This window comes from Gordonia sp. PDNC005, from assembly GCF_016919385.1.
In the GTDB taxonomy this organism is placed as follows: domain Bacteria; phylum Actinomycetota; class Actinomycetes; order Mycobacteriales; family Mycobacteriaceae; genus Gordonia.
The window spans coordinates 2,532,640-2,544,772 of the sequence record NZ_CP070351.1 but is presented as its reverse complement, the minus strand read 5'-3'; the positions used below and the strand labels follow the sequence as shown (position 1 = coordinate 2,544,772).

Annotated in this window: 15 protein-coding genes; 13 read left to right on the top strand and 2 right to left on the bottom strand. The window is 65.3% G+C overall.

The features are described from left to right. Positions 1–105: 105 nt before the first annotated feature. The 13 genes from JVX90_RS12040 to JVX90_RS11980 all read left to right on the top strand — a co-directional run bounded on the left by JVX90_RS12040 (position 106) and on the right by JVX90_RS11980 (position 10,021). A complete protein-coding gene (locus tag JVX90_RS12040) occupies positions 106–831 on the top strand; it encodes a hypothetical protein (RefSeq protein ID WP_205329007.1) in 726 nt (241 codons plus the stop codon). Positions 832–908: 77 nt separating this feature from the next. Further along, positions 909–2,402, top strand: a complete 1,494-nt coding sequence (locus JVX90_RS12035; protein ID WP_205329006.1) for a YHS domain-containing protein — start codon at positions 909–911, stop codon at positions 2,400–2,402. A 27-nt stretch (positions 2,403–2,429) separates the two neighbouring features. Continuing rightward, entirely contained in the window at positions 2,430–2,690 is a 261-nt protein-coding gene (locus JVX90_RS12030; RefSeq protein WP_205329005.1) for a toluene-4-monooxygenase system B family protein, read from the top strand. 4 nt (positions 2,691–2,694) lie between these two features. Then, a complete protein-coding gene (locus JVX90_RS12025; protein WP_205329004.1) occupies positions 2,695–3,003 on the top strand; it encodes an MmoB/DmpM family protein in 309 nt (102 codons plus the stop codon). A gap of 22 nt (positions 3,004–3,025) precedes the next feature. Further along, complete coding sequence (locus JVX90_RS12020; protein WP_205329003.1) at positions 3,026–4,018, top strand: aromatic/alkene monooxygenase hydroxylase subunit beta; 993 nt, start codon at positions 3,026–3,028, stop codon at positions 4,016–4,018. Position 4,019: 1 nt separating this feature from the next. Continuing rightward, positions 4,020–5,096 (top strand): 2Fe-2S iron-sulfur cluster-binding protein, encoded by a 1,077-nt coding sequence (locus JVX90_RS12015; protein ID WP_205329002.1) that lies wholly within the window; start codon positions 4,020–4,022, stop codon positions 5,094–5,096. Positions 5,097–5,107: 11 nt separating this feature from the next. Next, positions 5,108–5,443: a Rieske 2Fe-2S domain-containing protein gene (locus tag JVX90_RS12010; RefSeq protein WP_205329001.1), complete on the top strand. Its 336-nt coding sequence runs from the start codon at positions 5,108–5,110 to the stop codon at positions 5,441–5,443. 41 nt (positions 5,444–5,484) lie between these two features. Next, positions 5,485–5,694, top strand: a complete 210-nt coding sequence (locus JVX90_RS12005; RefSeq protein ID WP_205329000.1) for a tautomerase family protein — start codon at positions 5,485–5,487, stop codon at positions 5,692–5,694. Between the two features lie 67 nt (positions 5,695–5,761). Then, positions 5,762–6,490 (top strand): 5-oxoprolinase subunit PxpA, encoded by a 729-nt coding sequence (locus JVX90_RS12000; protein ID WP_240193877.1) that lies wholly within the window; start codon positions 5,762–5,764, stop codon positions 6,488–6,490. A 50-nt stretch (positions 6,491–6,540) separates the two neighbouring features. Next, entirely contained in the window at positions 6,541–6,786 is a 246-nt protein-coding gene (locus JVX90_RS11995) for an acetyl-CoA carboxylase (protein WP_205328999.1), read from the top strand. 10 nt (positions 6,787–6,796) lie between these two features. Further along, positions 6,797–8,158, top strand: a complete 1,362-nt coding sequence (locus JVX90_RS11990) for an acetyl-CoA carboxylase biotin carboxylase subunit (RefSeq protein WP_205328998.1) — start codon at positions 6,797–6,799, stop codon at positions 8,156–8,158. Beyond that, on the top strand, positions 8,155–9,054 hold the full coding sequence (locus tag JVX90_RS11985) for a carboxyltransferase domain-containing protein (RefSeq protein WP_240193876.1): 900 nt from the start codon (positions 8,155–8,157) through the stop codon (positions 9,052–9,054). Before JVX90_RS11990 ends, JVX90_RS11985 begins: the two co-directional genes overlap by 4 nt. After that, positions 9,047–10,021 (top strand): biotin-dependent carboxyltransferase family protein, encoded by a 975-nt coding sequence (locus tag JVX90_RS11980; protein ID WP_205328996.1) that lies wholly within the window; start codon positions 9,047–9,049, stop codon positions 10,019–10,021. The genes JVX90_RS11985 and JVX90_RS11980 overlap by 8 nt, the downstream gene beginning before the upstream one ends. 88 nt (positions 10,022–10,109) lie before the next feature. On the opposite strand, the gene JVX90_RS11975 is transcribed toward JVX90_RS11980, so the two are convergent. After that, a complete protein-coding gene (locus JVX90_RS11975) occupies positions 10,110–11,108 on the bottom strand; it encodes a biotin-dependent carboxyltransferase family protein (RefSeq protein ID WP_205328995.1) in 999 nt (332 codons plus the stop codon). Continuing rightward, positions 11,105–12,082 (bottom strand): carboxyltransferase domain-containing protein, encoded by a 978-nt coding sequence (locus JVX90_RS11970; RefSeq protein WP_240193875.1) that lies wholly within the window; start codon positions 12,080–12,082, stop codon positions 11,105–11,107. The genes JVX90_RS11975 and JVX90_RS11970 overlap by 4 nt, the downstream gene beginning before the upstream one ends. Positions 12,083–12,133: the final 51 nt, after the last annotated feature.

The window sequence follows — 12,133 nt, the reverse complement described above, 5'->3', positions numbered from 1 at the left end:
TGTACAACTCGTCTCGTGATTCTCGCCAACATGCGCACTCCATTCTCGTGTCATGACTCACATCATTAGTCCTCAAGAGATGTGACTCACGAGATGGAGTGATCAATGACAGCAACGAGCGCACTGCACGCACCGCAGCTGATCGCGAACAGCGAGATGCTGTACCTGGTGTGGATCCCGGAGGACACCGACGCAGTTGCGGCACTCGTTCCCGACGGACTGTCGCCTCGCGCGGACTTCGCGGTCTACATGAACCAGTACCTGGTTCCGACGGCGAACCAGACGTCGAACGGAGCCGAGGTCGTTGACGGGTTCGGAGCGTATTCGCTCACCTACCTCGGCGTCGACCTCGCCGGTCTCGACACCGAAGCCGGCACACCGGCGCGCTGGTGGACGCACTACTTCAACAGTTCCGAGCCCATGGTCCGGTACGCAGCAGAGCGCGGCGTCCCGGCGACCGTCGGCGGCAGCACTGCGATCGAGGTGACCGCCGACAACAAGGTGATCGCCACGACGAGCGTCGACGGCAAGCCCATCATCCGGACAGTCGCCCGCGTCGACGACTCGCCACTCGTCCGCGGCACCGGTCAGCTCCGCTACATCACCCGTGACCCGAAGACCTCCGAGTTCGTGAGCGGGCGCTACCCCTTCGTGATGGACAGTCGAGGCGGCTTCGTCGTCGAATCCCTCGAGTTCCTCGACCCCGATCACGACGTCTACGCGCTCCGCCCCGCCGATCCCCTCGACGTGACGTTCGGCTTCTACTCGCCGGACATCACCTTCTGCTATCCCGGCGGCGAAGGCCCGCTCGGGTCGTTCCACGGCAGCTGACCCCCTCTCACACACGATCACCCAACCGGAGCCGGTGTCCCGCCGCGCTTCAGCCCTGCAATGAAAGGCGATTTCAGATGGCACTGCTCGAACGCAGCGAGTGGTACGACCTCGCACGCGCGACCGAATGGACGCCCACGTACATAACGATGGACGAGCTCTTCCCGCCGGAGCACAGCGGCGGCGTAGGCCTCCCCGACGACGTGTGGGCCGCCTACGACGAGCCCTACAAGGTCTCGTTCCGCGAGTACGTCGACGTCCAGCGGCAGAAGGATGAGGGCGCCTACTCGGTGAAGGCGGCCCTCGAACGGTCCGACCTCTACAACAAGGCCGACCCGGGCTGGATCTCGATTCTCAAAGAGCACTACGCGGCAGTGGCGTTGGTCGAGTACGGCGCCGCCTTGCAGGAGTCCCGGTTCGCGAGGTGGAACAAGGCACCCGGCATGCGCAACATGGCGACCTTCGGGATGCTCGACGAGATGCGCCACGGCCAGATCCAGCTCTACTTCCCCCATGAGTACATCAACAAGGACCGCCAGTTCGAGTGGTCGCATCAGACGATGTGGTCGAACAACTGGGTCGCACTCGGCGCCCGTCACTATTTCGACGACATCATGATGACTCGGGACTCCGTCGAGACGTCGATTTATGCCAACTTCGCTTTCGAAACCGGATTCACCAACCTGCAGTTCATCGGTCTGTCCGGTGACGCCGCCAATGCAGGCGACTTCACCTTCTCGAAGCTGATCCAGTCCATCCAGTCCGACGAGGCCCGTCACGCCCAGCTCGGCACCCCGTTGCTCCAGATGCTGATCGAGAACGGACAGAAGGACAAGGCGCAGAACCACATCGACGTCTCGTTCTGGCGGTCGTATCGACTGTTCACCATCCTCTCCGGCATCCCCATGGACTACTACGTCCCGCTCGACGTCCGTGAGAGCTCATTCAAGGAGTTCATGGAGGAGTGGATCGTCACCCAGTTCATCAAGTCGATCGAGGACCTCGGCCTGGAGAAGCCCTGGTACTGGGACATCTTCATGGCGGATCTCGACGAGCACCATCACGGCCAGCACCTCGGCACCTACTCGTGGCGTCCGACGCTGTGGTGGGACCCGGCCGCGGGCGTGAGCCCGGAGGAGCGCGACTGGCTCGAGGAGAAGTACCCCGGATGGAACGACACCTTCGGCAAGGTGTGGGACGTGATCATCGACAACATGGTCAACGGCCGGATGGACAAGACCGTCCCCGGAACCCTGCCGATGGTCTGCAACCTGTCGCAGCTCCCGATCGTCGGCACTCCGGGCAAGACGCTCAAGGACATCAGCATCGTGCACGGTGACCGCAAGTACCACTTCGCCTCCGAGGTAGACAAGTGGATCTTCCAACAGAACCCCGAGCGGTACCGCCACCACAAGAACCTCATCGACAGGTTCCTCGGTGGCGACATCCAGCCGGCCAATCTCGACGGCGTCCTCGAGTACATGGGTCTCGGTGTGATCGGCCCCGGCGGCGACGACGTTCACAACTACGCGTGGCTCGACGCCTACCGCAAGATCGAACTCGCCGGCTGAGCCGCGACCAGACAAGGAGCATTCGATATGGCACTCTTCCCGATCTCTTCGCACTTTCACGGCGATTTCGTCCTCAAACTGGTCCCGGTCGACACGGAGAACACGATGGACGAGGTCGCGATCGCGGCAGCCGAGCACTCCGTCGGCGTCCACGTCCCTGACCAGCCCGGCAAGGTGATTCGAGCCCGAAAGCAGGGAGCGAGCGAGCCCTTCCCGCGGACGATGATCCTCGCCGACACCGGCCTCGAGCCCACCGACACCGTCGAGTTCTACTACAGCGAGGCATGAGCACATGACCGACACAACCGGGACCATCACCGACCCCGTCGGACCCGTCGTCCAGGCCGGCGAGATCGCCGACGCCGTCGCATCGGCGGCGGTGATCGACAACGACGGCCAGCGCGTCGACATCCGCAACCGCGGCTCCTACGTCCGGGTCGAGGTCGACGGAGGAGAGTGCATTCTCCGCCGCCAGACCATCGAGGAGGAGCTCGGTCGCCCCTTCCTCATGCGTGAACTCGAAGTGAGCATGCCCTCCTTCGTCGGACGCATCGAGACCGGCACCGAGCAGATCCGCTTCTACCTCGCTCACCGCGCGTGAGCCAGACCTGAGGAATCCACCCATGAGCACACCTAACGCACTCCGCCCCCAGAAGACCTGGGATCACCTCGCGAAGCGCCGGCGCCGCCCCTCCGAGTACGAGATCGTCTCGACCAAGCTTCTCTGGCACACCCGTGACCAGGAGCAGCCGTGGGACGTCGACCACGAGGGCTTCATGGCCGACTGGTACCGCAAGTACCGGAACGGCTCGCCGATCACTCACGAGGACTGGGACGCCTTCCGGGACCCCGACGAGCTGGTCTATCGCACCTACAACATCCTCCAGGACGGTCAGGAGACCTACGTCGAGGGCTTGTTCGACCAGCACAACCTGGAGGGCCACGACGAGGGCCTCGGCGGCGAATGGGTCGCGTCGCTGGCCCGGCTGTACGCACCCGGTCGCTATCTGCTGCACACGGTGCAAATGGCCTCGGCCTACCTCGTCCACATGGCGCAGGCGTCGACCATCGCCAACTGCGCGGCGTTCCAGTCCGCAGACCAACTGCGCCTGCTCTCTCACATCGCATACCGCACCGCGGAAATGGCCAAGAGCCATCCGTCGGTCGGCCTCGGCGAGAACGAGCGGCAGATCTGGGAGGAGGATCCCGCGTGGCAGCGTTTCCGCGAGCTCATGGAGTGCATCCTCGCCACCCGGGACTGGGCCGAGGCGTTCGTCGCCCTCAATGTCGTCGCCAAGCCAGCGATCGACGAGGCGTTCTTCCGGGCGCAGGCCGTCAGCGCCCGCCGCCAGAACGACACACTGTTCGCGCTCGTCGCCGAGGCGGGACTGCGTGACAGCGACCGTTCGAGGCGTTGGACCACCGAGCTGATCGGCCACATGGCGCAGAACCCGAGCAACGTACCCGTCATCAAGGGCTGGCTCGATCGTTGGGTGCCGCTCGGCGACGCCGCGATCGACGCGTTCTGCTCGGAGCTGCCGGACAACCCGGACGCCTCCGCGCGCGCCATCGCCGCCGCGGCCGCGTTCCGCGCACAGCTCCCACTGGGGAGCTGACATGACCGGTCCGGAAGGAGGCGCCACGACGCTATCGACCCACGACGTAACCACTGACGACGGTCGGAGGTTCGTCTGCCGCGACGACGACACGCTGCTCCGCGCCGCCCTCCGGGCCGGCGTCGCCGCCACGTACGAGTGCAACAGCGGCGGCTGCGGAACATGCAAGTTCACCCTCGCCGAGGGCGAGGTGCACCAGCTGGATCCGGACGCGGGTGGGCTCTCGCCTCGCGACAAGCGCAAGGGCAAGATGCTCGCCTGCCAGTCGATTCCGCTCACGGACTGCACGATCTCACTGCAGTCCGGCGAAGCGTGGTTCGAGAAGCAGTCCACTCCCGACCTCCGGGTCGGAACGGTGGCCGAGGTCCGTCACCTCACGCACGACCTGCGTGAGGTGACGTTGACCGCCTCCGGTCCAGCCGATTTCCTCCCCGGTCAGTTCGCGATGTTGTCCGTCGCCGGTGCACCCATCCACCACGGATCGCGTGAAGGCTCGCCACGCACCCTTGAACGCGCCTACTCGATGTCGAACCTTCCGAACAGCGAAGGTCGATGGCAGTTCCAGATCAAGCGAGTGCCGGGAGGCGCGGTGTCGCCGCTCGTCGTCGACGAACTGAAGGTCGGTGACGAAGTCGTGATCGACGGGCCATACGGCCACGCGTACCTGAAGGACACCGGGCGAGACATCCTCGTCGTCGCCGGCGGATCCGGACTGGCGCCGATTGTCTCGGTGGTGCGCGGTCTCGCTGAACGTGCGGACGCGGCAGGCCGACGAGTCTCGTTCTACTACGGCGGACGAACCGCAGCAGACATGTGTGCCATCGAATTCGTCGACGAGGTCCGCGAACGTGTCGCCGACATCGAGCTGGTCGAAGCAGTCTCCATGGAACTCGACGACGACTGGACGGGTGCACGCGGTTTCATCCATTCGCTCATCGACGCCGAGTCGGTCGACGATCTCGCAGAGCGAGACGTCTACGTCGCCGGCCCTCCGATGATGACCGACGCGGTGGTCCGCAAGCTCGTCCTCGACCTCGGACTCTCCACCGACAACATTCACTACGACCGATTCTTTTAGGAACAAGACCAATGGCATTCGAACTCGTCACCACGCTCGACGACCTGTGGGAGGGCGACATGGAGTCGTTCACCGTCGGCGGCAAGGAGATCCTGATCGTCGTCCTCGACGGCGGCGAGGTGGTCGCCACCCAGGCGATCTGTCCGCACCAGCAGGTGGAGCTGGTCGAAGGTGAACTCGACGGCGAGAAACTGACCTGCAGGCTGCACCTCTGGCAGTTCGACCTCACAACGTGCAAGGGCCTCAATCCCACTCATGCCGAGCTCGCGAAATTCCCGGTCGAGGTTCGCGGCGAAGAGATCTACGTCGACCCGACGGGCGACGACCCCAAGGTCGCTCACTCGTGACGTCCCCACCTGCAGAACATCCCCGACAACAGGAGGCAATTGTGCCGTTCGTCCGCATCGACTGGTTCCCCGGCCGCACCCTCGAGCAGAAGCGCGAGATGGTCGAGGTCCTGACTCCCGAGATCGCTCGCATCGCCAAGTGCAAGACCGAGACGATTCAGTTCATCTTCACCGACGTGGCCCGCGAGGACTGGGGGCGCAACGGAAAGCTCTTCACCGACTTCTACGAATACGAGAACGACCCGGAGTAGTCGGGCCGGGCGCCGGGTACGGCGCCGCCGTTCAACCAACGATTCACACACGCAAAGGCAGGAAATCATGGTCTCTCTCAACTCCGACATGGGTGAGAACTTCGGCATTCACTCGTTCGGCAACGACGATGCGCTCATCCCACTTGTCGACACCGTCAACATCGCCTGTGGGTTCCACGCCGGAGATCCGGTCGGTATGCACGAGACGGTCGTCAACGTCCTGACCGGAGGCGTGACGATCGGGTCGCATCCGGGCCTCCCGGACCTTGTCGGGTTCGGCCGTCGTGAGATGAAGCTGTTCCCGGACGAGGCCGCTGACATCGTGCGATACCAGACTGGTGCCCTCGTCGCATTCCTCAAGGCGGAAGGCGCAGAACTGGATCACATCAAGCCGCACGGCTCGCTGTACGGAATGTCGTCGCGAGATCCGGAGATGGCAGAGGCGATCGCGGTGGTCGCCGCGGACTACGGCGTCCCGATCTTCGGCATCCCGAATTCAGAGCACGAGAAGGCAGCGGACAAGCTCGGCGTGCCGTTTGTCGCTGAGTTCTACGTCGACCTCAAGTACCGCAACGACGGCTCGCTGATCGTCGCCCGCCGCCCGCACGCCACTCCGGTGGACGAGGCGCGCGAGCGCGCAGTCCGTGCACTCCGCGACGGCGTCGCCATCGCCGACGACGGCACGGAGTTCCCGATCCGCGTCGATTCGGTCTGCGTCCACTCGGACACTCCGAACGCCGTCGAGATCGCGACCACGGTCCGCGAGGTCCTGACAGAGTTGAAACTGGCCGCTTGACGGTCTGGTCGCCACAGCCCCCACTCTCCATTTCTCGAAAGGCGTTCATCATGGCGCAGCACAACGTCGCTTCACCGCTCCCCGGTGTCTTCTACCGTTCCCCGGCCCCCGGCGAGCCCGCCTTCCTCAATGAGGGCGATCCGGTCACCGCGGACACCACCATCGGTCTCGTCGAGATCATGAAGCAGTTCAGCGAGGTCAAGGCGGGCGCGAGTGGAACGCTTGCCTCGTTCGCCGTCGACGACGGCGCAACCCTCGCTCCCGGCGACGTCGTCGCGACCGTCGACACCGAATAGGACCGGACCGATGCAGAAACTATTGATTGCCAATCGCGGCGAGATCGCGGTGCGGATCATCCGGGCCGCGCGAGAACTCGACATCACGACGGTCGCGATCTACAGCGAGGCCGACGAGCATGCCGAGCACGTGCGCCTTGCGGACGAGGCGGTGTGCGTGGGGCCGGCGCAGGCCACCGCGAGTTACCTGAACATTTCCAACGTGCTCGCGGCGATCGAGTCGAGTGGTGCTGACGCGGTGCACCCCGGATACGGCTTCATGTCTGAGAACGCCGACTTCGCGCAAGCCGTCGTCGACGCCGGAGCCGTGTGGGTGGGCCCGGCGGCACAGGCCATCCGCGACATGGGCGACAAGGTGTCGGCCCGCCGGTCGGCCAAGGCCGCCGATGTGAACACCGTCCCCGGATCAGCCGGTGAGCTCACCGACCCAGACGAGGCGGTGGCGGTGGCCGCCGACATCGGCTTCCCCCTCGCCATCAAGGCGTCCGCGGGCGGCGGAGGCCGAGGCATCCGCATCGTCGAGCAGGAGAGCGACCTCATCGGGGCCATCAAGACGGCGAAGGCCGAAGCGCGTGCGGCGTTCGGAAACGACGCCGTCTACATCGAGCGGTTCATCCCGCGGGCTCGCCACATCGAAGTCCAGGTGTTCGGCGACGGAGTGCGCGCCGTCCATCTCGGCATGCGCGACTGCTCGGTGCAGCGTCGCAGACAGAAGGTCGTCGAGGAGGCCGGCCAGCTGTTCGTGACGCCGGAGGTGGGTCAGCGGATGTGCGACGCCGCCGTGCGTCTCGCCGAAGCCGTCCAGTATCAGGGCGCGGGCACCGTCGAGTTCCTGTACGACGAGCAGCGCAACGACTACTACTTCCTCGAGATGAACACGCGCATCCAGGTGGAGCATCCGGTCACCGAGATGGTCTTCGGTGAGGATCTTGTCGCCGAGCAGTTGCGTGTCGCCGCCGGTCAGCCGCTGTCGTTCGTCCAGGAGAGTTTGGTGCCGCGCGGTCACGCGATCGAGATCCGTCTCAACGCCGAGAACGCCGACATGAACTTCTTGCCGAGCCCGGGCACGCTCGAGAAGTTCGCCCTGCCGGGCGGCCCGTTCGTGCGCCTGGACAGCGGGGTCGTCACAGGCTCGGTGATCAGCCCCTATTACGATTCGATGCTCGCGAAGATCATCGTGTGGGGCGCGACCCGCGACCTCGCCGTGGCCCGCATGCTCCGTGCACTCGGGGAGCTCGACGTGCAAGGGATCGTGACAACGGCTCCGTTTGTCGAGACGATCCTGCGGTCGCCCGACTTCGCGTCTGGCGCATTCCACACCACCTGGCTGGAGAAATGGATGGCCGATCGAGCCGAGGCTGGTGCCGCGTGACCACGACGGAACTGCCCGCGCAGGCCCGCTACTCGTGGGGCGCGGACGAACACCTCGTTGTGCAGATCGCCGAGGACATGTCGCTCTCGGCGTTCTTCCGGGCGGGCGCGATCAGCTCGCGGCTCGCCGAACGAGCCATCGACGGTGTCCTGGACATCTGCCCGGCCAACGCGTCGCTGTTGATCCGGTTCGACCCCGAAGTGCTGGCGCCGGCCGATCTCGAGGCCGCCGTCCGCGAGATCGAGGCCGACGTCGCACGACAGGAACGCCCGAGCATCTCCACCCGCATCGTGGAGATCCCCGTGTGGTACGACGACCCGTACACTCGCGAGGTCGGAGCAAAGTTCCGTGACCGCCATCAACGACCGGAGGGCACCGACCTCGAGTACGGCATGGTCGAGCTCGGACTCTCGTCGGTGGACGAGTTCATCGAGAAGCACAGTTCCACGCCGTGGATGGTGTCGATGGTCGGTTTCGTCGCTGGTCTGCCGTTCATGTTCCAAATGGTCGATCAGGCCGACTACGCGTTCGAACTGCCCAAGTATCTGCGTCCGCGGACAGAGACTCCGAAGCTGACAGTCGGCCACGGCGGCTGCTTCGCCTGTATCTACTCGGTGAAGGGCGCGGGCGGCTATCAGATGTTCGGCGTCACGCCGCTGCCGATCTTCGACCCGTCACAGGGTCACGAGGTGTTCGCCGACTCGATGGTGTTGTTCCGTCCCGGCGACATCGTCAAATTCCGGCCCGTGGACGAAGCGGAGTACCGCGAACTCGAGGCAGCGGCCGAACGCGGCGAGGACGTGTACCGCATCGTTCCTGTCGACTTCGAGCTCGACGAGTTCCTCGCCGACCCGGTCGCGTACAACACGAATCTTCTGGGAGCGCTCCATGACTGACGCAGCTGTCGAGGTCGTCGAACCCGGCCTCGCGACGACAATTCAGGACCGCGGACGCAGCGGCGCGTACAACGTCGGCATCCCGCCGTCGGGCGCGCTCGACCAGTCGTCCGCCGTCCTTGCGAACCTCCTTGTCGGCAATCCAGCGGGCGCGGCCGTCCTCGAGGCCCCCTACATGGGCCCGAAGCTGGCGTTCCGCGGCCGCGGTGCGGTGGCCGTCACGGGCGGCCGCGCGAAGGTCTTGATCAACGGCGAGGAACGCGACCAGTGGGAATCGCTCGAGGTGGCGGACGGCGACGTCTTGTCGTTCGGCTTCATCGAGGCCGGCGCACGGTTGTATGTTGCGGTCGCGGGTGGTTTCGACGTCCCCGAGGTCCTCGGTTCGCGGTCGACGTACACGCTCGGCGCACTCGGTGGTTTCGGTGGTCGCGCCCTCGCCAAGGGTGACGTGGTGCCGATCGGGGCGGCGACGCGGTTCGTCGCTCGGCGCATCGACGATGCCGACCGCCCGGTGCTGGCGCGGGAGGTCGAGCTGAGGATCGTCCTCGGCCTGTACGACTACCGCCTGTCCGAGTCGGGCCTGTCGACGCTGCTCGGCACCCCGTGGCAATTGACCCCGGTCGCCGATCGCACAGGCTTCCGATACGCGGGTGCACAGCTCGACTTCGTCCCCCGCACCCAGCCGTTCGGTGCGGGATCGGACCCGTCGAACATCGTGGACGCGGGGTATCCGATCGGATCCATCCAGGTCCCGTCCGGTTCCGAGCCGATCATCCTGCACCGCGACGCGGTGTCGGGCGGAGGCTACGCGATGGTCGGCACTGTCATCAGCACCGATATGGACATCGTCGGGCAGTCCGCTCCGGCGACGGTCACCACGCTGACGACGGTGACGTTGGACGAGGCCGTGCAGGCCCGCCGCGACCGGGGCGCTCGTCTCGCCGCACTCGCCGAAGGCCTCGCCTGACGGTCTGACCCCCTCGTCACGCTCGCTCGTCCCAGCCCCGTCGAAGGGGAACGGGGCGAGCGAGCGCGGTCGTTGGTCTGGCGTGCAGTCAGCGGACGGGAGTCGCGCGCCGCGGGTCGACGGTGAACTCGAGGCGTTCGTCGAGCGCGAGGGCCTCGGCGTGCGAGATCTCCCGAAAACGTATGACATCGCGGCCGGGCCGGATCTGTCCGAGTTTCCATCGTGCGCATCGTGCGACGGTGGCGACGACGGCGAAACCGCCCGAGGTGTTGGCCTCGGGACCGGAGATCGTCAGCACATCACCGGTCGCGATGACGGCCCCCTCCGGGTACGCCTGGTCGAGGACGTTGGACGGATGGCCTCCGGCCGCGGGGTCGTTCGACAGTCCGGCCGTCCACGCGAACCTGTGCGGTTGCACGCGAGTCGCGACACGGTCGGAGTTGAGGTCGACGCGCCAGCCGGTGTCGAGGAGGTCGGACCAGTCGGAGGCGGTGAGGAAATCCGGGTGACAATGCGGGCCGGGGATGATCTCGATCTCCCACTCGGTGGTGAAGCGCGGTCGGATGGACTCGGGAACGCTCCGGCGGGCGACTGGCCGCACGTTCGGCGCCGACAGCACGTCGCCGCGCAGCAATGCACGTCCCTCGATACCGCCGATGCCCGCAATCAGCGACGTTGCCGTCGATCCGTAGACGGCCGGGACATCGATTCCGCCGCGGACCGCGAGGTAGGCGCGATATCCGGCAGCCACAGATCCGCCGACCCGAGCCTGGTTGCCGGCCTTCACGTCGAGCGTCTGCCACGTCGGGGCCGGTCGGTCGTCGATGTGGACGGTGACGCCGTCAGGTGCGCACACCGCGATCTGGGTGTCGTGAAGGGCGACGATGGTGATCGCGATCTTCGGGATCTCGAGAGCTGCGGCCGACAGTGGATTGCCGACGAGGCCGTTCGCCGTTCGGAACGATCGCGAGTCCATCGGCCCGCCCGGCGAGTAGCCGAGTGCGGTCAGGCCGACTCTGCCTGGATACGACTGGACGGTGGTCTCGAGTCCGGGAGCGAGGACCTCGAACACGGGGACGGTGTTCACGGCACCTCCACGAGTGCTGCGGCGTCGGCCCGTCGACGGGCCACGGTCTCGGTTTCGCTCCGATGCCGATTCACGTCGGCGGCATATTCGGCGACGGCGAATTCCGAGTCGACGATGTCGTACCGATAGCGATTCTCGAACACTTCGAGTCGTAATTCGATCAGTTCCTCCTCGGTGACCCGGCGGAATCGCACGCGGTCGCCGACGCGCAACAGATTACGCTCTTCGGCGCTTTCTCCCGCTCTGGGCGAATCGAATGTGGCGCGCATCGGAATGGATCTTCCGAACAGTTGATAACTGCCTGGAGCCTCCATCGGGTACAAAACGACGCAGGGACCTCCGAGGGCGACTGATCCTTCCGGAGTCCACATTCTTGCCGGATTGTATTTCGGCACTGTCAATTGTGTTCGAGGGTCCATTGAGAACAATGACGGAAGGCCGGGAAAGTAGCCCATCAGGCCGTTCCACCAGGTTGTTCCGAGAAATGTCGAGATGAATTCTTCACGGTCGTCGAAGCCGTTGTATCGGACGATGTAGTCGATGTTGTCGCCATCGGACACGTTGGGGGCGTCGTCGCGTGTGTCGGCCCGGTACCGGGAGACGGCCTCACGGGTGCGCGAATCATCAAAAGCAATGGGCAGTAACACTTCTCGGCTCGGAAGGGTCAGGTGGATGATGTCCGGCGCCGACTGCTCGCGGGCCGCGATCTCGGCGATCACCCGGGATCTGGACGTGCGCGCCGGGTCGAATGTGATCAGCAGCGATCGGAAGCCGGGGGCCGAGTCGACGACGCCGTCAATAGGGGAGTCCTTCAGTATCTGCCAGAGTGCCTGAACGCGGAAGTTCAGGTGCAGATCGGCCTTCATCGGACCGTATTCGACGAGCAGTTGCCGGTCGCCCGCCTGGCGTATCGCGACGGCCGGTCTCTGCGGGGACGGTTGCAGTCCGCTCAGAATCGCGGGATTGGTGGGCACTTCTCTCCACGTTAATCAACGAGTATGGCACCGAGCCGAGTGCGACGGTGT

Bases quoted from the DNA above. Each gene is read 5' to 3' on its own strand.
- JVX90_RS12040 (WP_205329007.1), top strand. From the start codon at position 106: ATGACAGCAACGAGCGCACTGCACGCACCGCAGCTGATCGCGAACAGC.
- JVX90_RS12035 (WP_205329006.1), top strand. From the start codon at position 909: ATGGCACTGCTCGAACGCAGCGAGTGGTACGACCTCGCACGCGCGACC.
- JVX90_RS12030 (WP_205329005.1), top strand. From the start codon at position 2,430: ATGGCACTCTTCCCGATCTCTTCGCACTTTCACGGCGATTTCGTCCTC.
- JVX90_RS12025 (WP_205329004.1), top strand. From the start codon at position 2,695: ATGACCGACACAACCGGGACCATCACCGACCCCGTCGGACCCGTCGTC.
- JVX90_RS12020 (WP_205329003.1), top strand. From the start codon at position 3,026: ATGAGCACACCTAACGCACTCCGCCCCCAGAAGACCTGGGATCACCTC.
- JVX90_RS12015 (WP_205329002.1), top strand. From the start codon at position 4,020: ATGACCGGTCCGGAAGGAGGCGCCACGACGCTATCGACCCACGACGTA.
- JVX90_RS12010 (WP_205329001.1), top strand. From the start codon at position 5,108: ATGGCATTCGAACTCGTCACCACGCTCGACGACCTGTGGGAGGGCGAC.
- JVX90_RS12000 (WP_240193877.1), top strand. From the start codon at position 5,762: ATGGTCTCTCTCAACTCCGACATGGGTGAGAACTTCGGCATTCACTCG.
- JVX90_RS11995 (WP_205328999.1), top strand. From the start codon at position 6,541: ATGGCGCAGCACAACGTCGCTTCACCGCTCCCCGGTGTCTTCTACCGT.
- JVX90_RS11990 (WP_205328998.1), top strand. From the start codon at position 6,797: ATGCAGAAACTATTGATTGCCAATCGCGGCGAGATCGCGGTGCGGATC.
- JVX90_RS11980 (WP_205328996.1), top strand. From the start codon at position 9,047: ATGACTGACGCAGCTGTCGAGGTCGTCGAACCCGGCCTCGCGACGACA.